Annotated in this window: 18 protein-coding genes and 2 tRNA genes; 10 read left to right on the forward strand and 10 right to left on the reverse strand. The window is 72.3% G+C overall.

The features are described 5' to 3' along the window. Positions 1 to 189 precede the first annotated feature (189 nt). The 3 genes from PLJ28_RS08065 to PLJ28_RS08075 all read left to right on the forward strand — a co-directional run bounded on the left by PLJ28_RS08065 (position 190) and on the right by PLJ28_RS08075 (position 3,384). Positions 190 to 1,062, forward strand: coding sequence for a DsbA family protein (locus tag PLJ28_RS08065; protein WP_183523389.1), 873 nt, complete (start codon positions 190 to 192; stop codon positions 1,060 to 1,062). Positions 1,063 to 1,188: 126 nt separating this feature from the next. Continuing rightward, positions 1,189 to 1,262 (forward strand) — tRNA-Thr (locus PLJ28_RS08070). A gap of 175 nt (positions 1,263 to 1,437) precedes the next feature. Next, positions 1,438 to 3,384, forward strand: coding sequence for a SpoIID/LytB domain-containing protein (locus tag PLJ28_RS08075; RefSeq protein ID WP_298042641.1), 1,947 nt, complete (start codon positions 1,438 to 1,440; stop codon positions 3,382 to 3,384). A 23-nt stretch (positions 3,385 to 3,407) separates the two neighbouring features. Here the strand turns inward: PLJ28_RS08075 and PLJ28_RS08080 are convergent, their stop codons facing one another. Then, positions 3,408 to 3,719, reverse strand: a complete 312-nt coding sequence (locus PLJ28_RS08080; protein WP_183523393.1) for an AzlD domain-containing protein — start codon at positions 3,717 to 3,719, stop codon at positions 3,408 to 3,410. Then, positions 3,716 to 4,471, reverse strand: a complete 756-nt coding sequence (locus tag PLJ28_RS08085) for an AzlC family ABC transporter permease (RefSeq protein ID WP_370577031.1) — start codon at positions 4,469 to 4,471, stop codon at positions 3,716 to 3,718. The genes PLJ28_RS08080 and PLJ28_RS08085 overlap by 4 nt, the downstream gene beginning before the upstream one ends. A gap of 133 nt (positions 4,472 to 4,604) precedes the next feature. Here PLJ28_RS08085 and PLJ28_RS08090 point away from each other — a divergent pair. Next, positions 4,605 to 4,681, forward strand: a tRNA-Val gene (locus tag PLJ28_RS08090). Between the two features lie 236 nt (positions 4,682 to 4,917). After that, positions 4,918 to 6,729 carry a threonine/serine exporter family protein gene (locus PLJ28_RS08095; protein ID WP_183523398.1) on the forward strand — a complete coding sequence of 604 codons (1,812 nt, stop codon included), beginning with the start codon at positions 4,918 to 4,920 and terminating at the stop codon, positions 6,727 to 6,729. Between the two features lie 27 nt (positions 6,730 to 6,756). Here the strand turns inward: PLJ28_RS08095 and PLJ28_RS08100 are convergent, their stop codons facing one another. Continuing rightward, a complete protein-coding gene (locus PLJ28_RS08100; RefSeq protein ID WP_183523400.1) occupies positions 6,757 to 7,452 on the reverse strand; it encodes a uracil-DNA glycosylase in 696 nt (231 codons plus the stop codon). A 123-nt stretch (positions 7,453 to 7,575) separates the two neighbouring features. Here PLJ28_RS08100 and PLJ28_RS08105 point away from each other — a divergent pair, with 123 nt between their 5' ends. The 3 genes from PLJ28_RS08105 to groL all read left to right on the forward strand — a co-directional run bounded on the left by PLJ28_RS08105 (position 7,576) and on the right by groL (position 10,659). Continuing rightward, entirely contained in the window at positions 7,576 to 7,932 is a 357-nt protein-coding gene (locus PLJ28_RS08105) for a DUF3263 domain-containing protein (RefSeq protein WP_183523402.1), read from the forward strand. Positions 7,933 to 8,015: 83 nt separating this feature from the next. Next, a complete protein-coding gene (locus tag PLJ28_RS08110) occupies positions 8,016 to 8,741 on the forward strand; it encodes a LytR C-terminal domain-containing protein (protein WP_183523404.1) in 726 nt (241 codons plus the stop codon). Positions 8,742 to 9,021: 280 nt separating this feature from the next. After that, complete coding sequence (groL, locus tag PLJ28_RS08115) at positions 9,022 to 10,659, forward strand: chaperonin GroEL (RefSeq protein ID WP_183523406.1); 1,638 nt, start codon at positions 9,022 to 9,024, stop codon at positions 10,657 to 10,659. A gap of 138 nt (positions 10,660 to 10,797) precedes the next feature. Here the strand turns inward: groL and PLJ28_RS08120 are convergent, their stop codons facing one another. The 7 genes from PLJ28_RS08120 to PLJ28_RS08150 form a co-directional block, all read right to left on the reverse strand. Further along, complete coding sequence (locus PLJ28_RS08120; protein ID WP_183523408.1) at positions 10,798 to 11,733, reverse strand: DUF4031 domain-containing protein; 936 nt, start codon at positions 11,731 to 11,733, stop codon at positions 10,798 to 10,800. 86 nt (positions 11,734 to 11,819) lie between these two features. Next, entirely contained in the window at positions 11,820 to 12,110 is a 291-nt protein-coding gene (locus tag PLJ28_RS08125) for a WXG100 family type VII secretion target (protein ID WP_183523410.1), read from the reverse strand. A gap of 126 nt (positions 12,111 to 12,236) precedes the next feature. After that, complete coding sequence (locus tag PLJ28_RS08130) at positions 12,237 to 14,030, reverse strand: sensor histidine kinase (protein ID WP_183528104.1); 1,794 nt, start codon at positions 14,028 to 14,030, stop codon at positions 12,237 to 12,239. 32 nt (positions 14,031 to 14,062) lie between these two features. Then, positions 14,063 to 14,770, reverse strand: a complete 708-nt coding sequence (locus PLJ28_RS08135; RefSeq protein WP_010145005.1) for a response regulator transcription factor — start codon at positions 14,768 to 14,770, stop codon at positions 14,063 to 14,065. Positions 14,771 to 14,892: 122 nt separating this feature from the next. After that, on the reverse strand, positions 14,893 to 16,605 hold the full coding sequence (locus tag PLJ28_RS08140; protein WP_183523412.1) for a DNA repair helicase XPB: 1,713 nt from the start codon (positions 16,603 to 16,605) through the stop codon (positions 14,893 to 14,895). Beyond that, positions 16,587 to 19,124, reverse strand: coding sequence for a helicase-associated domain-containing protein (locus PLJ28_RS08145; RefSeq protein WP_324590021.1), 2,538 nt, complete (start codon positions 19,122 to 19,124; stop codon positions 16,587 to 16,589). The genes PLJ28_RS08140 and PLJ28_RS08145 overlap by 19 nt, the downstream gene beginning before the upstream one ends. A gap of 16 nt (positions 19,125 to 19,140) precedes the next feature. Next, positions 19,141 to 19,422, reverse strand: coding sequence for a hypothetical protein (locus PLJ28_RS08150; protein ID WP_183523415.1), 282 nt, complete (start codon positions 19,420 to 19,422; stop codon positions 19,141 to 19,143). A 320-nt stretch (positions 19,423 to 19,742) separates the two neighbouring features. Between PLJ28_RS08150 and PLJ28_RS08155 the strand changes: the two genes are divergently transcribed. Together PLJ28_RS08155 and PLJ28_RS08160 are read left to right on the forward strand one after the other, a co-directional pair. Next, positions 19,743 to 20,126 carry a cold-shock protein gene (locus PLJ28_RS08155; protein WP_010145000.1) on the forward strand — a complete coding sequence of 128 codons (384 nt, stop codon included), beginning with the start codon at positions 19,743 to 19,745 and terminating at the stop codon, positions 20,124 to 20,126. Next, complete coding sequence (locus PLJ28_RS08160) at positions 20,116 to 20,814, forward strand: DUF3027 domain-containing protein (RefSeq protein ID WP_298043233.1); 699 nt, start codon at positions 20,116 to 20,118, stop codon at positions 20,812 to 20,814. The genes PLJ28_RS08155 and PLJ28_RS08160 overlap by 11 nt, the downstream gene beginning before the upstream one ends. The last annotated feature ends 69 nt before the right edge of the window (positions 20,815 to 20,883 follow it).

Consider the following 20,883-nt stretch of genomic DNA (forward strand, 5'->3'; position numbering starts at 1 on the left):
CGTCAAGCCTAGCCTCAGCCGCGGTGCGGCCGGTGCCCGGAGCGCCCGGGGAGGGGGAACGGGCGCCGTCGCCATCCGCCACGGGTTCTCAGGAAGGGCCGGTAGGCTGACCCCCGGCCCGGACGAGGTATCAGGGGGTACCGGCCGCCGGCACCGACCCACACCGCAGCCCCACCGACAGGCAGGACGATGGCTTCCAACGACAAGCAGACCAAGGCAGAACGACAGCAGAGCGCCCGTGAGAAGGCCCGCCGGATGCAGGAGGAACAGCGGCGCCAGGAGAAGCGCCGGTCCCTCATGGTCCGCTGGGGCGTCGTCATCGGCGTCGTGGTGGTGGTCGCCGTGGTCGTGGGCGTCATCTTCATGAACTCGTCCCGTTCCATTCCCGACGCCGGCCCGGCACCCACCGTGGCCAACGAGCACGGCGGCGTGGTGCTGACCTCGACCACCGAGCTGGCACCCAGCGAGTTCGGCGGCGAGCAGGTGGACGCCACCTCCGTCGAGGTGCCGGAGACGCCCACCCCGATGGAGACCGTGCCCGGCCTCGAGGAGCGCGGGGCCGGCGACCCGGCCCAGATCATCATCTACGCCGATGCCAACTGCGTGCACTGCGCCAGCTTCGAGTCCGAGAACGGCGAGCAGCTGAACCAGTGGCTGGACGCCGGCGAGGCCACCGTGGAGTACCGGCTGCTGGACTTCCTGGACAACCCGGCCACCGGCAACTACTCCTCGCGCGCCGCCAACGCCGCCCTGTGCGTGGCCGAGGGCTCGCCGGAGAACTACAACTCCTTCGTGGCCCAGGTGTTCGCCGCCTACACCGGTGAGGGCATGAGCGACGACGACCTCAAGTCCATGGCCTCCGGCCTGGGTGCCGACGTCAACGGGTGCATCGACGGCAACACCTACCGTCCCTACGTCAAGTACAGCGGGGCGACCGCGCGGGCGGACGGCGTGACCGGCACCCCGACCGTGTTCGTCAACGGCCAGAACTGGGCCGAGTCCGCCCAGGAGGGCCAGTCCTTCGCCGACTGGGCCCAGTCCGTGATGGAGAAGAAGTCCTGACCGACTGACCGCAGGGCCCGGTGGCCGGCCGGTCGTCTCCGGCGACGGTGCGCCAGGGGCCGATCCGCTACCCTTGAAGGGCCGGTCTTCCGGCGCCGCCACGGCGCCCGGGGCCCGGCCCTTCTCGCCTCCTTAGCTCAGCTGGCCAGAGCACCTGTCTTGTAAACAGGGGGTCACCGGTTCGAATCCGGTAGGGGGCTCTGCGAACCCCGTCCTGCCGGCCCTCGTGCCGGCGGGGCGGGGGTCTTCGTCCCCCGCGCGGGGTGCCGGCCCGCAGGAACGGACGGCCGGGCGTGCCGCGGTGGCATAGGCCCCCCGGGACGCGCGCACCGCCGCCGGGCGCCACGATGTCCCGTTGACCAGGGGAGATCCACCGTGCCAGTCCGTTCCGTCCCGTCCCGGGAACCCGCCACCGTGCCGACGCCGGCCGGTGGCCGTCCTGCCGGCCGGCGGGCCGGACGCACGTGGTCCCGGGGCGTCGTGGCCTCGGTGCTCATCGCCGCGATGGCCCTCCTCGTGGCTCCCGCGTCCCTGCCGGCCGGCAGCGCCCGGGCCGCGACGGAATCGTGCGAGCGGACGGACTTCACCGATGTCCCGGCGGGGGCCGCCTTCCGTGGCGACATCATGTGGATGGCCTGCAGGGGCATCACCGTGGGATACGCCGACGGGACCTTCAGGCCCGGCCAGCCGATCACCCGTGGCGAGATGGCCGCCTTCCTGTACCGCCAGGTCCGGCCGGAGGTCACCGTCGACCAGCAACGCGACTTCTCGGACGTGGCCCCGGGGGGCCCGCACTTCACCGCGATCTCCTGGCTGGCAGACACGGGTGCCACCGTGGGCCGGGCCGACGGCACCTTCGGTCCGGGCGAACCGGTGACCCGCGGGGAGCTGACCGCCTTCCTCTACCGGCTGGCCGACGAGTCCTCCACGCCGCCGGCGACCAGTCCCTTCACCGACCTCGGGCCGTCCTCACCCAACTACCGGGCCATCACCTGGGCCGCGGCGCGGGGCATCACCGCGGGTTTCAACGACGGTTCCTTCCGGCAACAGCAGGACATCACCCGCGGCCACGCCTCGGCGTTCCTGCACCGGGCCCACGCAGACCTGGTGGGGACCCGGCCCCCCAGCGGACGGCCGCCGACCAGCTTCACGGTCAGGGGGTCCGGCTGGGGGCACGGAGCGGGCATGAGCCAGTACGGCGCCCGGGCCATGGCCGAGGAGGGCCGCTCGGTCGAGCACATCCTGCGGTACTACTACTCCGGTGCGGACGTCACCCAGTCCGCGCACCGGGCGGCCACCAACATCTCCGTCCACCTGGCCTCCCCGCAGTCGACTACGATCCAGGCCACGAGGCTCGCCGGCGGGACGCCGGGCCTGCAGCGCGTCCGGATCGCCGGAACGGTGCTGCAGGCCCGCGGCGCGGTGCGCCTCGCCGCGGACGGCGGAGCCGTGCTCGTCACCATGCCGGACGGGAAGCGGAAGCGGTCTGCCTCCGCTGTCCTGGAGTGGCCCGGCACCCGGTTCTGGTCACCGGACTCGTCGGAGGCCGCCACCGTCCGGGTGCCGGCCGCGAACGGAAGCCAGCCCCTGGACCTGCGCCACGGGAAGCTCGTCATCTCGGTGGTCAACGGCAAGCTCAACGTGGTCACCGAACTACGGATGAACGACGAGTACCTCTACGGCCTGGCCGAGATGCCCTCCTCCTGGCCCGCCACCGCGCTCCAGGCCCAGGCCGTGGCCGGACGCTCCTACGCGCTGCGGAACATGAACACGCTCAAGGCCGAGTGCGGCTGCCACGTCTGGGACGAGGTGCGCTCACAGAAGTTCACCGGCTGGGCCAAGGAGAACGAGGGTGGCGGCCGCTACGGGAACCGATGGAAGGCCGCCGTGGACGCGACCGTGACGCGCGCCCGGCCGGGCGATCCGACCTCCTCACCGGTGGCGGCGAAGAGCCTGTGGCACCGTGGGTCGATCATCGACGCCACGTACTTCTCCTCCAGCGGCGGCCACACCCGCTCGGCGCAGGACGTCTGGGGCAACGCGGTGCCGTACCTGCAGGGCAGGCCGGACCCCTACAGCCTCTCCGCCGCCGCGAACAACCCGAATGCCTCCTGGACGCAGACGATCAGCCAGGCCGCGATGGCCCAGGCCTTCGGACTGCCCAGCGTGCACTCGGTCCGGTTCACGCGGGACGGGGCGGGCTCGGTGCAGTACGTGACGGCGACGGCCGCGAACGGCGCGACCGCACGGATCACGGGCAACCAGCTCCGGTCCCGTGCGGGGCTGAAGTCCACCTGGGTCGCCTCCATCACGGCGCGATGACCCGCCGCTGACGGACCGGCTGATCAGGGGACGCCGAGCAGGCGCAATCCGGCCGCGGCCACCGCCCCGGTGATCACGACCACCAGGAACGGGGCGCGCAGCACCAGCGCGACCGCGGCGGCCACGACCGCGCCGAGCCGGGCGTCCAGTGCCAGTCCCTGGCCGGCGGCGGCGGCGTTCATCACCACGAGCGCGGACAGCAGCCCGATGGTCACCGCGTTGGCCGTGCGCAGCATCCTCGGGTCATCCAGGACCGTGGCGGGCACGAGGTAGCCCAGCAACTTGGTGCCGAAGGCGATCGCGCTCGCCAGCAGGACCCATTCCCACGTGCTCACGCCGTCGACTCCCTCGTGCCGGTCCGTTCCGTCCGTGCAGGCCCCGGCTGGCCTCCCCGCGGGCCACGCCCCCGGCGTGCCGGGGCCCCGAACCAGCCCCACAGCCCCGCCACGGCCCCGGCGACCAGGATCGGGATCCCGGAGGGCAGTGCCGGCAGGGCGATCGTGGTGACGAGCGCCGTCACCGCCGCCAGGGCCCAGGCGTCACCGGTCTTCAACCGGGGCCACAGCAGGCCGAGCATCGCCGCGGCGGCCGCACCGTCCAGCCCCCAGGCCTTCGGGTCGCCCATCAGGTCCCCGGCGACCGCGCCGAGCACCGTGAAGGCCACCCACGTCAGCCACACCCCGACGCCGGCCGTCCAGAACCCGATGCGGCGCCCGTGCGGATCGGGCTGGGCCATGGACGTGGCCGCGGACTCATCGATGGTCACGTGGGCGGCCAGTGGCTTCAGGGCGGGACCGGGCCGCATCATGGCGTTGAGCTGGACCCCGTAGACGGCGTTGCGGACCCCGAGCAGGCTGGCGGCACCCGTGGCCGCGGCGCCCCCGCCCCCGCCGGCCAGCACTCCCACGAAGGCGAACTGTGAACCACCCGTGAACATCAGCGCGCTCAGGGCGATCGTCTGCCACACGTCCAGCCCCGCCGCGACCCCGAGGGCGCCGAAGGAGATCCCGTAGAGGCCCGTGGCCACGGCGACGGAGGCACCGGTCCGGAAGGCCGGGTGCCTGCCCAGCCGCGTGAAGGAGTCCATGCCGTTCATCGTAGGTGCGCCGCGCCGACCGGCCGTCACCGCGGCTCGCGCGGCCCGTTTTCGGGTTGGGCCCCGGTTCTGCTAAGCTTTCATAGCTGTCAACCCCTGACGGGGAAGGCGCTGGCACGCTGTTGGATCTTTAGCTCAGTTGGTTAGAGCGTTCGCTTCACACGCGAGAGGTCGCTGGTTCGAGTCCAGTAAGATCCACCATTCCTGAAGGGCCCGGTACGGGCCCTTCAGTCGTTAATGGGGGCACTACAGTGTGCCGTGGGCCGCCCGTCCACCCCGGACCGGGGCCCGAACCGGGCAGGGACAGGACAGCGGAGAGTACGACGGGCGGCGGTGCGGGAGGCACCGCGACCGGTACGGACGGGACAGGAGGAGAGGCAGCCGTGGACGATCAGGCCAGGACGCGATCGGGACGCCGGCGCATCCAGGAACCGCCCGTGGAACTGTCTCAGATCCCCATCATCCGTCCCGCGGCACAGACTCCCGCGGGAGCGCCCTGCGGGGAACACCCCGCCTCCGGCCATCCCGCCGTCGAGGAGGGCGCCCCCGCCACGAGCTCGATCACGGACTTCCCCCTGGGCCCGGCGGCCGAGGCCGCCGGCCACGTGCCGACCAGTCAGACCCCCACCGCCGCCCAGGCGCCCGCTCCGGCGACCGGCCCGCAGCCCACGGTCGCTGCCCCCGTCGTCGCCGACGGCGCCGGCGTGGGGCCCGTCACCGACACCCCGATCACGGAGCCGCCCAGCTCCGTGCCGGTGCCGCAGTCCGTGCTGGCGCCCTCCGAGCCGGTCACCGGCGAGCCGCCGACCGTCCCGGTGGCCCTGCGGGGGCCGAAGAAGCCGCGGTTGCGGTTCTCAGGCAGCTCGGCGATCCGGCGGATCATGTACTCGGAACCGTTGCCGACGCAGGCCCTGTCCATGGTGGACCGGATCGCCGGCAGCCCGTACGCCAACCCCTACCTGCGCACCACCCGGCTGGCGGACGCCGACGAGCGGGCCACCCTGGACTTCGCGCTGAAACTGGCGGAGACCCTCTTCCGCTTCGGCGCCGGTGCGCTCGAGGTGGAGACCTCGATCATCGTGGTGACCCAGGCCTTCGGCGTGCACGAGACCGAGGTGGACATCACCAACCAGTCGATCTCGCTGAACTACGCACCCGCCGGCAAGACGCCGTACACGCTGCAGCGCGTGGTGCGGTCCTGGTCGCAGAACTACGCGGGGCTGGCGCTGATGCACCGGCTGGTGTCCGCGATCGCCGCCGGAGAGGTGGACCGGGACGAGGCCCAGCAGCGGCTGGCCGACATCCGGCACAAGCCCAAGCCGTTCCCGAAGTGGCTCAACACCCTGTCCGCCGGGCTGTTCGCGGCCACCTTCGTGCTGTTCGTCGGCGGCGGGCTGGTCGGGGCGGGGGTGGCCCTGCTGTCCACCTCGCTGCTGATCACCGTGATGGACGTGATGGGCCGGGCCCGGATCCCGGAGTTCTTCGCCACGATGGCCGGTGGCTTCATCGCCACCGTGATCGCCCTGGTGCTCTTCGAGCTCGACGTGCCGCTGGGGCCGTCCCTGGTGGTGGCCGGCGGGATCATGCTCCTGTTGCCGTCGGGCCGCTTCGTCTCCGCGGTGCAGGACGCGATCAACGGCTTCCCCGTGACCGCCGCCGGCAGGTTCGTCTCCGCAGCCCTCATCTTCGCGGCGCTGATCGCGGGGATCATGTCCGCCGTGGTGTTCGCCAGCCTGATGGGCTTCGCGGAACTGGACGTGGACAACGCCAGCTCCTCGACGTACCCGGTCTGGTTCATGGGCCTGCTCGTCTTCCTGGCGGCCGTCTGGGACTCGATCTTCGAGCAGTCCGAGTGGAAGCTGCTGCTGCCCACCGCCCTGGTGTCCCTGACGGGTTTCGTGGCCTACGCCGGCGCGGAGGCCCTGGGCGTGGGACCCCGGCTGACCCCCGCCATCGCCGCCGTGGTCATCGGCGCCGTGGGCCGGTACGTGGCCCTGAGGATGGGCGCGCCCCAGCTCGTGGTGGCCGTGCCGGCCATCCTGTTCCTGCTGCCCGGACTGACCATCTTCCGGTCCATGTACGGCATCGCCATGGACAGCGGCGCCCTCGTGGACGGGCTCGTCGGGCTGTTCAACGCCTCCGCCACCATCATGGCCATCGCCGCCGGCGTGGTCCTGGGCGACACCCTGGCCCGTCCGTTCACCACCGCCCTGCAGGCCAACGAACGGCGCCGGATCGGCCGCCGCTGACCGGTCCGCACGGTGTGGCCGGAGTGGTCAGGAGTGGTCGACGCGCCAGTCGACCGGCTCGGCGCCCCACTGCTCCAGCAGCTCGTTCGTGCGGCTGAACGGCCGCGAGCCGAAGAACCCGCGCCGGGCCGAGAGCGGGGACGGGTGGGCAGACTCGATGATCCCCAGGGGCGCGTCCGCGGGCGCGTGGCGCTGCAGCACCGGGGCCATCTTCCGTGCATCGGCACCCCACAGGATGGCCACCAGCGGGGTGCCTCGTCCGGACAGTGCCTCCACGGCGGCCTCGGTCACCCGCTCCCACCCCAGCCCCCGGTGGCTGGCGGGCTGGCCGGCGGCCACGGTCAGGACCCGGTTCAGCAGCAGCACGCCCTGCCCGGTCCAGGCGGTCAGGTCACCGTGGGGGGCCGGGGGGATGCCGAGGTCCTCGGACAGCTCCTGGTAGATGTTCACGAGTGAGCGCGGCAGCGGTGACACGTGCCGGTCCACGGCGAAGCTCATCCCGATCGGGTGCCCCGGCGTGGGATAGGGGTCCTGGCCCAGGATCAGCACCCGGACCTCGTCGAAGGGCTGCCGGAAGGCCCGCAGGATGTTCTCCGGCGCCGGGAGGACCTGCTCCCCGTCGGCCCGCCGGGCCTTGACCTCGCGCCCGACGGCGTCCAGGGCCTCCTGCTGGGGCGCCAGGGCGCGCTCCCATCCGGGATCCAGTGGTTCGAGCAGTCTCATCGGTGCAGACTATCGAATGACACCGCTGTAGTTCGGCGGAGTAGACTGTGGAGTACTCCGTCCAGCGCCGTGGGTGCCCGAACAGATGCGCGGCGGGGGACCACTTCCCGGAAGGACCTTCCCATGACTGCAGCTGACCCCGTCCCCTCGGAGCGCGAGGACGACCCGCGCGCTGACCGGGGGCAGGACGACGGGCAGGAGGGCGCGGGCGGGCAGGAGCCCGGGGCGTCGTCGTCGGCACTGTCCGAGCGGGACCGGGACATCCTGGACTTCGAGGACCAGTGGTGGAAGTACGGCGGGGCGAAGGACCAGGCGATCCGCGACCGGTTCTCCATCTCGGCCACCACGTACTACCAGGTGCTCAACGGCCTGCTCGACCGCCAGGAGGCCCTGGCCCACAAGCCGATGCTGGTCAAGAGATTGCGTAGACTACGGACGACTCGCCACCGGGCCCGCAGCGCCAGGCGGCAGGAGGCCTGAGCGCCACGGTCATGGGGCCGTGGCCACGTCCGCGGCAGCCACCACGGCGCCGCCCGGTGCCGAAGATCTGGTGATGATGGTCCATGACTGAGTACCCGCGCGATCAGTTCGATGACGTGCCCGAATACCGCAACCGCAAGGGCGGCCATCGGGCCGTGGCGGAGCCGTCCGGCGGCACCGGCCCGTCCGGGCTGACCTGGATCTCGCTCGCCGCCGCCCTGGCCCTGGTGATCGGGGCGTTCTCGTACTTCATCCTGCCCACGCTGCGGGTCCAGGAGACCGCCCGGCCCGGTGCTGCGGAGGCGTCGGTGTCCGGGTCGGCGGCACCGGGGCAGGCAACCTCCCCGGGAATGACCCGGCCCGGTTCCGGGGCGGGGACCGCCGACCCGTCGGCCTCCGGCACGGCCAGGGCGGCGTCGTCGTCCGCGCCACCGGCCCGGTCTCCGGAACCCAGTACGACGCCGCGGAAGACCACGACCCCGCAGCCCACGAAGACGCCGGAACCCACGCCGACTCCCACGCAGACCCAGGAGCCTCAGACGGTGGACTACTCCTTCCCGGTGGAGGTCTACAACGCCTCCCGGGTCAACGGGCTGGCCGGCCGGGTCGGCGGCACCCTCTCCGGTTCCGGCTTCACGGTGGCCACCGCCGGGAACTGGTCGGGATACCCGGTGTCCTCCTCCGCGGTCTTCTACTCGTCGAACCCGGTCACCGCCCAGGCGGTCGCGGCCCGGCTCGGGCTGCCGGCGGTCTATGACGGGCGGATCCCCGGCATCGCCGTGGTGGTCACCGCGTCCTACGCCGGCTGACGTCCCGATGCGCACCCCGCGTTCCGGACGCGGATTCCCCTGCCCGCTGAACAACCGTCCGGGGCCCGGCCCGATGTTTGCACTCGGGTGTGCCGAGTGCTAAATATGGACTAGCACTCAGTGGTTCGGACTGCCAAGGCCCGCAGGCATGCGGGTGGTCCGCGCCACGAGTTTGACCTGAACGTGGTGAGGCCCGGCCCAGGGCCGTCCGTCGCGGGCACTGCACAGGTCGGTTGAACACTGCCAAGCAACGCCAAGGTCCAGAAAGGACAGTGCACACATGGCCAAGACCATTGCATTCGACGAAGAGGCGCGCCGCGGCCTGGAGAAGGGCCTGAACACCCTTGCCGACGCCGTCAAGGTGACCCTCGGCCCGCGCGGCCGCAACGTGGTGCTGGAGAAGAAGTGGGGCGCGCCCACCATCACCAACGACGGTGTCTCCATCGCCAAGGAGATCGAGCTCGAGGATCCGTACGAGAAGATCGGCGCCGAGCTCGTCAAGGAGGTCGCCAAGAAGACCGACGACGTCGCCGGCGACGGCACCACCACCGCCACCGTGCTGGCCCAGGCCCTGGTCAAGGAAGGCCTGCGCAACGTGGCCGCCGGCGCCGACCCGCTGTCCCTGAAGCGCGGCATCGAGAAGGCCGTGGAGGCCGTCACCGCCGAGCTCATCGCCTCCGCCAAGGAGATCGAGACCAAGGAGCAGATCGCCGCCACCGCGTCGATCTCCGCCGCCGACCCGCAGATCGGCGCCCTGATCGCCGAGGCCCTGGACAAGGTCGGCAAGGAGGGCGTCGTCACCGTCGAGGAGTCCCAGACCTTCGGCCTGGAGCTCGAGCTCACCGAGGGCATGCGCTTCGACAAGGGCTACATCTCCGGCTACTTCGTCACCGACGCGGAGCGCCAGGAGACCGTGCTGGAGGATCCGTACATCCTCATCGTCAACTCCAAGATCTCCAACGTGAAGGACATGGTGTCCCTGCTGGAGAAGGTCATGCAGTCCGGCAAGCCGCTGCTGATCATCGCCGAGGACGTCGAGGGCGAGGCCCTGGCCACCCTGGTGGTCAACAAGATCCGCGGCACCTTCAAGTCCGTGGCCGTCAAGGCCCCGGGCTTCGGCGACCGCCGCAAGGCCATGCTGGCCGACATCGCCATCCTCACCGGTGGCCAGGTCATCTCCGAGGAGGTCGGCCTCAAGCTGGAGAACGCCACCCTGGACCTGCTGGGCACCGCCCGCAAGGTCGTCGTCACCAAGGACGAGACCACCATCGTCGAGGGTGCCGGTGACGCCGAGGAGATCGCCGGACGGGTCAGCCAGATCCGTGCCGAGATCGAGAACACCGACTCCGACTACGACCGCGAGAAGCTGCAGGAGCGCCTGGCCAAGCTGGCCGGCGGCGTGGCCGTCATCAAGGCCGGTGCCGCCACCGAGGTGGAGCTCAAGGAGCGCAAGCACCGCATCGAGGACGCCGTGCGCAACGCCAAGGCCGCCGTGGAGGAGGGCATCGTCGCCGGCGGTGGCGTCGCCCTGATCCAGGCCGGCACCAAGGCCTTCGACTCGCTGTCCCTCGAGGGTGACGAGGCCACCGGTGCCAACATCGTCAAGGTCGCCATTGAGGCCCCGATGAAGCAGATCGCCTACAACGCCGGCCTGGAGCCGGGCGTGGTGGCAGCCAAGGTCAAGGGCCTGGCCGCCGGCCACGGCCTGAACGCCGCCACCGGTGAGTACGAGGACCTGCTGGCCGCCGGCATCAACGACCCGGTCAAGGTGACCCGCTCTGCCCTGCAGAACGCCGCCTCGATCGCCGGCCTGTTCCTGACCACCGAGGCCGTCGTGGCCGACAAGCCTGAGCCGGCCGCTGCCATGCCGGGTGGCGACGACATGGGCGGCATGGGCGGTATGGGCGGCATGATGTGATGACCTGCTCCTAGCAGGCATCACCGGCCGTCCGGGCGGGACTGATCCCGCCTCGAACGCCAGTGACGGCGAAGGCCCGGTTCCCGGTTTGTCTCCCGGGGGCCGGGCCTTCTCGTGTCCCGGCCCGGTTCCGGACCGTCAGCGGCGGGACCACCACCGGGAGGTCGGGTGCAGCTCCGCGGAGAGGTTGCGGCGGGCCGCCCCGTCCCACATCCGGTGACCCGTCGCGGTCCGGTACAGCGGGTCGGCGTCCAGCAGGGACTGCACGACGGCGGCCCGGCCTGCGGCGAAGGCATCGTCCGGCACGTGCGAGAAGTCCTTCCGGACGGCGGCCAGGTACCGCGCGTAGTCACCGCGACCACGTCCCAGCACCTCCAGGTCCGCGTCACTGAGCACGGCGCCGGAGCGGTCCAGGGGGTCCGGGTCGTGAGTGGTGGTCAGCCGGACCAGCCGGGCCGTCTCCGCGATCTCCGGGTCCGGCAGTCCGAGATCCGACAGGACGGTCTCCGCCAGCACCGCGGAGTCCTCCTCGTCCTGCCCGGGCGGCCGGCCGGGGTCGCCGCGGTAGACGGCGTCATGGAACCAGGCGGCCAGCTTGACGGCCCGGTCCCAGCGACCGCAGTCCTCTCCCTGGCGCAGCAACAGGTCGACGCTCTTCAGCACGGCCAGCAGGTGGGAACGGTCGTGGTAGTGGCGGTGGGGTTCGGACCACCGGGCCAGCAGGTCTGCCACCACGGGTTCGCGCTCGAGGGGGGAGTGACCGGGCAGCAACCGGTTGAACCGCTGGGTGAGGATCTTGTCCAGCTTGCCCGGCCGGTGGCTGGCCGGGATGCGCAACCCGGAGGCGACCAGGCGACGGACGAGCTCGGCGCCGCTGACCTCCTCCGCGCCCAACGCCACCAGGGCCGGGTATCGCTCGACGGGGACGTCATAGTGATCGCCGTCGAAGGCGCGGCGGGGGATCCCGGCCTCCTCGGCGAAGGCGTGCAGTTCCGCCAGGGAGTGGTCCGAGACCAGGTGGGAGAACACGGTGCCGTGGGCGGGCCACCGTGCCGGATCGATCAGCACGGCCATGGTCCCCATCCTAGGTTTCCGCCGGGTGGCTGGAGATGGATTGCCTGCGCACCTCCACCCACCCGGCAGACGTCAGGGCCGGGAGGTCAACCGCGGAACATCGAGGCGTTCGCGGTCTCGGCGTCCAGGTACTGCTGGGCCGCATGGGTCATGGCCCCGCGGATGGACACCAGCGACTCCTCGACGCGGGCCTGGGTGGCCCGCCACTCGGTCAGGATGGTCTGGAAGTTGTTCGAGGCCTGGCCGCGCCAGGTGTCCTGCAGCTGGCGGAGGTTGGCCTCCATCGCGTTGACCTCGGACTGCAGCCGGCCGATGGAGCCCTCCACGGCCTGGCTCTTGGCCATCAGGTCTTCGGTGTCGATCTGGACGAGTGCCATGTTCACTCCTGTGGTGAGGGATCTGGATGCCGGTCCGGCCGCCGCGAGGCGGTCGGACCGACCGGGCCGGAGTGGTCCGGCTCCCCGTCCACGCTAGGAACCCCGTCGGGCACCCGGCAGGGCGTCCTACTCCGTTGTGGAGGACGCCGGCCCGCCGGGCGCCTGTGCAGGACGCGGCGGGAGGGGCGGCTTGCGCCGGCCACGCATCACGCCGCGTCCGTTCCGCGCCGGTTTCCCCGTGGTCACCTGCCTGCCGGTCGGCTGACTGCCGTTCGCCGGTCCGCCGGCGCCGGACTGCTCGCGGGAGGGTTCGTCCCCGTCCACCGGCAGGTCCGCGTCTGCGGCGGGGGCCCCGTCCTCAGCCTGGTCCGTCCCGTCCTCGTCGGACTGCTCGTCCTGGTCCTGTGCGGCGGGGATCCAGGGCAGTCGCACGGAGAGGGTGGCGCCGCCCCCGGGCGTCTGGGTCAGCCGCACGGTGCCGTCGTGCTGGGCGACGATCGCCGCGACGATGGCCAGCCCCAGGCCCGTGCCGCCGGTCTCCCGCTGGCGTGAGGAGTCCGCCCGGTAGAAGCGCTCGAAGACCCGGGCCGCGTCGTCCTCGTCGATGCCGGGCCCGTGGTCCCGGATCTCGATCACGGAGTCGCGCGAACCGTGCACCTGCTGGCCGTCGGAGTCGACCGACCCCGGCAGCACGTCCACCGTGCCGACGGCGATCTCCAGCGGAGTGCCCTCCGGGGTGTACCGCAGGGCGTTGGTCACGAGGTTGGCCACCACCTGCCGCAACCGGCCCTCGTCCCCGGAGGTGGGCGCGGAACCGGCGCGGCCGCCGTCGAGCCCCTCGAGCCTGACCTCCCGGTCCGGCGCGTTGACGCGGGCGTCCAGGACGGCGTCGTGGGCCAGCATCATCAGGTCGACCGGCTCATGGTCCAGCGGACGCTGTTCGTCCAGGCGGGCCAGCGTCAGCAGGTCCTCCACGAGCTGGCTCATGCGCTTGGCCTCACCCTCGATCCGGCCCATGGCGGCGTCCACGTCCTCCTTCTCGGAGATCCCGCCGTGCCGGTAGAGCTCGGAGAAGCCCCGGATGGTGACCAGCGGAGTGCGCAACTCGTGCGAGGCGTCCTGGATGAACCGGCGCATGCGTTCCTCGGACTGCTCCTTGGACCGGAACGCGGTCTCGATATGCGCCAGCATGGCGTTCAGGGACCGGGACAGCCGGCCGACCTCGGTGTCCGGGGCGCCCATCTCCACACGCTGGGAGAGGTCGCCGGCCGCGATCTGGGCCGCCGTGCGCTCCACCCGCAGCAGCGGACGGAAGGCGCGGGTGGTCACGGCGTAGGCGATCGCCGAGGCGCCCGCAGTGGCCAGCAGGCCGATGGTGGCCACGAGGGACATCACCCGGTCCACGGAGCTGTACACCGGTTCCAGGGGCAGCGCGATGGCCAGGGATCCCTCACCGGACTCCAGGCGGTAGACCTGCACCCGCCACCCGCGGGAGTCCGCGTGGGTTCCGGGGACCTCGAATGCCTGGGTGCCCCTCGACAGGACCTCCTGTGCCGTCATCCCGGGAATGACCGGCCGGTCCTCGTCGACTCCGGTGAAGGAGGACTTCGTGGTGGTCCGCCCCTCGTTGTCCTGCAGTTCGCCGTAGAAGCGCAGGATGGACTGGGGCGAGGAGAAATAGTCCGTGCCCATGCCGAGGCTGGTCAGGTAGACCGAGACGTTGCTGCGGTTGGCGAACAGGTCCTCGTCGATCTGCCGCACCAGTTCCTGCCGGAACAGGGACGCGGTCAGCGCGGCGGTCACGGCCACGGCCAGCAGCATCAGGCCGCTGGTCATGACCACCAGCTGGGTGCGCAACGAGGAGGTCTTCCAGGTCCGGACGATCTCGTGGAACGGCCGGAAGCGCCCGTTGTGGTTCACGGGTGGGGGCATGCCATCAAGGATACGGACGGTCAGCGCTTCTCAGCGGAGCGCAGCAGGTAGCCGACGCCGCGCTTGGTCTGGATCATGTCCGGCAGGTCGGGGCGGTCGATCTTCCGGCGGAGGTAGGAGATGTACGACTCCACGATCGAGGCGTCCCCGTTGAAGTCGTACTCCCAGACGTGGTCCAGGATCTGCGCCTTGGACAGCACGCGGTTGGGGTTCATCATCAGGTAGCGCAGCAGCTTGAACTCGGTGGGGGACAGTTCCACCACCTCGCCGGCCCGGCGCACCTCATGGGCGTCGTCGTCGAGCTCGAGGTCGTCGACCCTCAGGACGGCGTCGTCGCCGTCGGCCGGGGCGGTGCGGCGCAGCACGGCCCGGATGCGGGCGACCACCTCGTCGAGGGAGAACGGCTTGGTGACGTAGTCGTCACCGCCGACGGTCAGCCCGGTGACCTTGTCCTCGGTGTCATCGCGGGCGGTGAGGAACACGACCGGGAAGTGACGGCCGGCGGCGCGGAGCTTGCGGGTGACCGTGAAGCCGTCCATGTCCGGCAGCATCACGTCCAGGACGGCCAGGTCCGGCTGGTCCTTCTCCGCCGCGGCCAGGGCCTCGCGGCCATTCGCGGCCGCCACCACCTCGAACCCGGCGAACCGCAGGGAGGTGGACAGCAGCTCTCGGATATTGGGCTCGTCATCGACGACCAGGAGCTTGGCTTCGGGCTCTTTGGACTTCATGGATTCCATCGTCCACCCGTTCGCTGAGCATTTCCTGAACGTTGGCTGAGCGAGGTTTCCGGGGTGCCGGACGGTCCCGGGCTGCGTATCCACCGCCACGTCGACGGCAGCGGGCACCTTCCCTAGGGCTGGGCCAGGTCCGCGGCGTCGAGGATCGTGTACGCGTACCCCTGCTCGGCCAGGAACCGCTGCCGCTTCTGGGCGTAGTCCTGGTCCAGCGTGTCGCGGGAGACCACGGTGTAGAAGTGGGCGGACTTCCCGTCCTCCTTCGGGCGCAACAGCCGGCCGAGACGCTGGGCCTCCTCCTGGCGGGAACCGTAGGCCCCGGAGACCTGCACGGCCACCGAGGCCTCGGGCAGGTCGATCGAGAAGTTGGCCACCTTCGACACCACCAGGACCCCTATCTCCCCGTCCCGGAAGGCGCCGAAGAGACGTTGGCGCTCCGCCACCGGTGTCGACCCGGTCAGCACGGGAGCCTCCAGGAGCTCCCCGAGTTCCTCGAGCTGGTCGAGGTACTGGCCGATGACCAGCACCTGCTCACCGGGGTGCCGTCCGAGGATGGAGCGCACCACGGGCAGCTTCACCTCGGAGGTTGAGCACAGCCGATACCTGTCGGCGTCCTCGGCCATCGCGTAGGCCACCCGTTCATCCCTGGGCAGCTCCACCCGCACCTCGATGCACTCGGCCGGGGCGATGTAGCCCTGGGCCTCGATGTCCTTCCACGGGGCGTCGTAGCGCTTCGGCCCGATCAGCGAGAACACCTCGGACTCCCGGCCGTCCTCACGCACCAGGGTGGCGGTCAGCCCCAGCCGACGCCTGGCCTGCAGGTCCGCCGTCAGCCGGAAGATGGGCGCGGGCAGCAGGTGCACCTCGTCGTAGATGATCAGCCCCCAGTCGTGGTCGTTGACCAGCTCCAGGTGCGGATAGATCCCGCCCCGTTTGGCGGTCAGCACCTGGTAGGTGGCGATCGTGACCGGGCGGACCTCCTTGACCGCCCCCGAGTACTCACCGATCTCGGTCTCGGTCAGCGTGGTCCGTCGCAGCAGCTCGGCCTTCCACTGCCGCGCCGAGACCGTGTTCGTCACCAGGATCAGCGTGGTGGCGCCCGCGGTCGCCATGGCGCCTGCGCCCACGAGGGTCTTGCCCGCCCCGCACGGCAGCACCACGACCCCGGACCCGCCCGCCCAGAAGTTCTCCACCGCCATGCGCTGGTACGGGCGCAGTCGCCAGGGCTCCCTCGGGACGGTGTCGACCGCGTCACCGTCCGGATACTCCCCGTCCGCAAGCTCACCGGTCTCCGGCACCTCGGTGAGCCCGATCGGGTAGGGCGTGCCGTCCACGTAACCCGCGGCGTCCTCGGCGGGCCAGCCGAGCCTGAGCAGGGCCTGCTTGAGCTGTCCGCGGCTGGCCACGTGGACCACCACGGTCCGGCCGTCGATGCGGGGACCGAACATGTCCGCGGTCTTCCGGGCGTGCAGGACCTCCTCGAGCACCGGATGGTCGTCGGTGCGCAGGACGAGGCCGTGGACGGGGTCGTTCTCCAGCCGCAGCCGGCCGTAGCGGCTCATGGTGTCGTCGATGTCCACCAGCAGCGCATGGGGCACCGGGTAGCGCGAGTGGGTCAGCAGGACGTCGAGCACGCGTTCGGCGTCCACCCCGGCCGCGCGGGCGTTCCACAGGCCCAGGTTCGTGATCCGGTAGGTGTGCACGTGCTCCGGTGCGCGTTCGAGCTCGGCGAACGAGGCCAGCGCGTGCCGGGCCTCGGTGGCGTCCGGGTGGTCCACCTCGAGCAGCACGGTCTTGTCCGACTGTACGATCAACGGTCCGTCGGGCATGGGTCCTCCTGGTCGGTCGTGGGGGATGCGGCGGCGGTCACGGGCTCGGCTGCCCCGGCGGGCTCGGCGGAGACGACGCGGTGGAGCGGCACCACCGTCTCGGCCTCGCGGGAGGGGACGAGGCAGCGGACGCGGCCACCGGCCACGGCCAGCGGCACCACCCGCAGCGACTGCCGATGGCCCCGCTGGTCCACGGTGACCAGGTCGACCGTGCTCCGCTGCCGGGCGGCGTGGCGCAACAGCACGACGGCCTCCTCGGTGCCCGGTCCGCTGGGCGAGGGACGCGGCGCGGCCCGCAGCCGGGCGACCTGGGCGGCCAGCTCCTCCTCGCTGGGCGTCCACCGCACCGCCCGGACGGGGGCCGGGAACACGGACTCCACCGTCCCGCTCTCCGGGGTCGCCCGCCGCAGCCTGGACGGCCCGGCGCCGGCCGCGCCGGCCCCGGCGGAGGCCGGGGTCCCGCTGCGGTCCGGTGTGCCCCGCCGACGGGAGGACCGGTGTCCGGCGCCGGCGAGCATCCTGTGCAGTTCGCGCTCGCCGACCGGGGACACCGCGACCGTGGGTGCCACCCGCTCCAGTCCGGCGTCGGCCAGGACCGGATCGGCGACGATCGCATCCAGCAGGGCCTCGTCCTCCACCCGCAGCCAGGACCCGGCGGATCCGACGGTCACCGCCCCATGGCGGCGCGCGACGTCCCGGACCAGATAGCGCAGCGACTGCGGCAACTCGTCCTCGGAGTGCGCGTCGAGGAACTGCTCGATCGCGGTCGCATCCAGCCCCGTGTCCAGCGCGCGGTACAGGGAGTCGTCGGAGAACCGGTAGACCCGGGCGGCACCGTCACCCTCGGCGTCGGCCATCGTCGCCAGCGTCCGCGCCACCTCGGGATCGAGGTACCCGGGGGCCACGGCGGTCAGGTCACCCTGCAGGCGCACCCGGGTCAGGGGAGCGGGAAGTGCCGTCCCGACGGCGTCGGCGGCCTCGCCGAGGCGACCGGCGGCGACGAGGGCACCGGCCACGGTGAGGGCACCGGCGCCGGTCAGGCCGAGCCGGGCGGCCTCGGCCAGCAGCGGTGCGGTGAACGGAGCGGTCCGGGCGGACTGGCGGGGGCTGCGCCACCGGAGGCGCCGGGCCACCGCCTCATCCAGCAGCACACCCGGCCGTTCCCCCGCGAGCTCGAGGGCGGTCTCCAGCACGGCGGCCCGCAGCCCGGGCGCATCGGGCCGGTTCCGGTCGGAGGCCAGCGCCCGCCCGCCACCCGCCGCCGAGGGCGCTGCTCCGGACGAGGAGCCGGACGGAACGCCACCGGCCGTGGGCGCCGGGCCGAGCAGGGGCGCGCGTCCGCTGCCCAGCCAGCCCAGGACGAGTGCCTCCCACTGCACCTGGCGCTCGCTGCGTTGCCAGTCCGCCGCCTCGGCGGCGACGACCCAGCGGGAGGTGTCCGGATCCAGGACCAGGAGACCGGCCGCGGCGAGCAGTTCCAGCAGCCAGGAGGTGTCCTCGGGCGCCGAACCGGTGGAGTCGGCCAGCCGTTTCACCTCCCGGACGCCGACACCGCCCGAGCGCAGGGTCGGCAGTCCCTCGAGCAGTCCGTCCAGGAGGTCGGCGCAACCGCGCAACAGGTCGGTGATGGCGGCCAGGGCGGCGTTCGAGGACAGCGCGGTGGGCACGGTGCGGTCCTGCGGCGGCGGCGCGGTGACCCCCAGCCGGCGTCCGGCGGTTCCGTCGCGCCAGGCCAACCCGGCCTCGAGGGGGTGCTCGGCCAGGTCGGTGCCGTCCGGCAACCGGCCGGTCCGGACCAGCAGGCCGGTGTCCAGGAGCAGGTCGTGGACCGGTCCCGGTGGTGCGGGCAACCGCGCCACCGGAGCGGACTGCAGCACGTCCAGGGCGGCGGTGGCCCGGGCCAGCAGCTCGGGGTCCCCGGTGCGGTGGCCGAGGGCCGCGAGGACCCCGGCGCGGTCCGTCGGCGGTTCGCCGGCCGGGGCGGGACCCGGGCGGGTGGGCCGTCCGCCGGGGCCGGCGGGGCCGTCCTCGGGTACGAGCACCGCCAGGCTGCGCCCCAGGCCCAGCGGATGGGAGCCGAGCGCGGTGGTGACGGCCAAGGGCAACTGCCAGCCGTCACCGGCGGGCAGCACCAGGGCGGCGTCCGCCAGGTCATGCAGGACCGAGTCCACGGCGTCGGAACAGGGATCGTCAGGACCGGCGGTCCCCAGGAACACGGCGAGGCGGGCGCGGGTGACGACCGCCCCGGCGTCGGGGACCCGGCGGCCCGGGGCACCCTGGACGGCGCCGGGGATCCGGGGTGCCCCGGCGAGGGCCGCCATGGCCTCGAGGACGTCGAGGTGGGCCCGGTCCAGGCCGTCGAGGGCACGCAGCACGGACATCTGGGTGCTGGCCCTCGCCGCGAGGGCGGCGAGATCGGGAACGGGCGGATGGCAGAGGTCTGGCCGGAGCCGGAACAGGCGGTGCAGTCGGTGGTCCGGCCACCGGGCGAGGTGGCTCGTCAGCGAGACGGCCGTCATGGCTTCGGCGACCGGGTCAGGCGCGGCGCCTGAGCACCGCCTTGATCACCACGAACGCGAGCATCAGCGCGAAGCCGAGCGGGAGCCCGAAGAGTCCGAACCAGTAGAACACGGGCCAGGCCGTGATCTGGAGGAAGTAGGACGCCAGGAGCAGCACCGTGGCGGCGAAGGACACGGCGGTCAGCGTCCCGCCCACGATGAGCAACGCGCGCAGCCAGGGCAGGGACTCGGGGGTCGAGCCTGCGGCGGAACCGGTGGCGACGGAGGCCTCGGGGGAGGTCACGGGACGTACGGACATGGCGACCAGTCTACGCCTGCGGTGAGCGGCGCCGCGGGGGAAGGTCCCGGGTGAGGGGCGAGAGGGTATCCTTGAGGGGCTACAGACTTTCCCTTCCGTCCGGCACGCGACGGAGGCGGGTTCGCCCGGAACCGGACGTCCACGACGACTCCCGAGGCCGCACCCGCCCGTCACGCCGGCACCGCCGCAGGGCCACCAGGAGTCGCCGCACCGTGAACGCCCGGCCATGCGACCCCCGCAGTCGGCCCGGCCCGACCGGTCGGCGACGGCACGCCGCCACGGCCGGAAGGGTGCACCGAAGACAGAGAAGGACACGAGTTATGCCCACCGGCAAGGTAAAGTTCTACGACTCCGCCAAGGGGTTCGGATTCCTGCACACCGAGGACGGCAGGGAAGTGCACCTGCCCGCCTCCGCCCTGCCCGCCGGGGTGACCGAGGTCCGCGCCGGCACGCGCATGGAGTTCGGCGTGGCCGAGGGGCGCCGCGGCCCGCAGGCCCTCAGCGCCAGGATCCTCGACGACGCCCCGTCCGTGGTGCGAGCCCACCGCCGCAAGCCCGAGGACATGGCCGTGCTGGTCGAGGACCTCATCAAGTGGCTCGACATCGCCTCCAACGGCCTGCGCAAGGGCAAGTACCCCCAGCGGTCCCAGGCCGAGAAGATCGCCATGGCGCTGCGCAAGGTTGCGGACGATCTTGAGGCCTGAGACTGCGGTGGCCGCACAGGCCACAGACGACAAGGCCCGGACCGCGGACACGCCGCCCGGTGAGGCGCAGACCGTGCAGACGGCCGCAGGCACCGTGCGGATCCCCCCGAAGCCGACCCGTGCGCCCCGGCGCCGGGCGCCGAAGCTCGACGAGCTGCTGGCCGGTGCCGTGGACGAGGCCCGGGCCGCGCTGATCGCGGAGACCGGCCTGGCCGAGGACGGCCAGGTCGGCGCGCACGTCAGCGCCGTGGCCGACGACGACCGGCTCGTCACGCATCGGTTCGCCGCGACGCTGCCCGGTTATGGCGGGTGGGAGTGGTTCGCGACCCTGGCCCGCGCACCGCGCAGCAAGGTCGTCACCGTGTGCGAGGTCGGCCTCCTGCCCGGCGAGCGCGCCATCCTGGCCCCGGACTGGGTGCCGTGGTCCGAGCGGGTCAGCCAGGAGGAGAAGATCCGCCTGGACGCCATCGCCGCCGGCGAGGACCCGGAGAAGGCCCTGGCGCGTTTTCGCGGCGACGAGGACGGGGGCGACGGCCCCGAGGGCGACGATGATGGCCGGGGCCAGGATCAGGACCAGGACCAGGACCAGGACCAGGACCAGGACGACGAGGACGCCGTCGACGCGGCCGACGTCGACAGCGGCTCGGACGTGGCCGACGCCGACGCCGGAGCCGAACCGACCTCCTGACCGCGTCACCGGTACGAGAACGGCGGGGCGCCCACCCGGGTGCCCCGCCGTTCTCGTACCGGCCGGTGG

Origin of the sequence: Citricoccus sp. (assembly GCF_035445025.1) — a bacterium.
Classification (GTDB): domain Bacteria; phylum Actinomycetota; class Actinomycetes; order Actinomycetales; family Micrococcaceae; genus Citricoccus.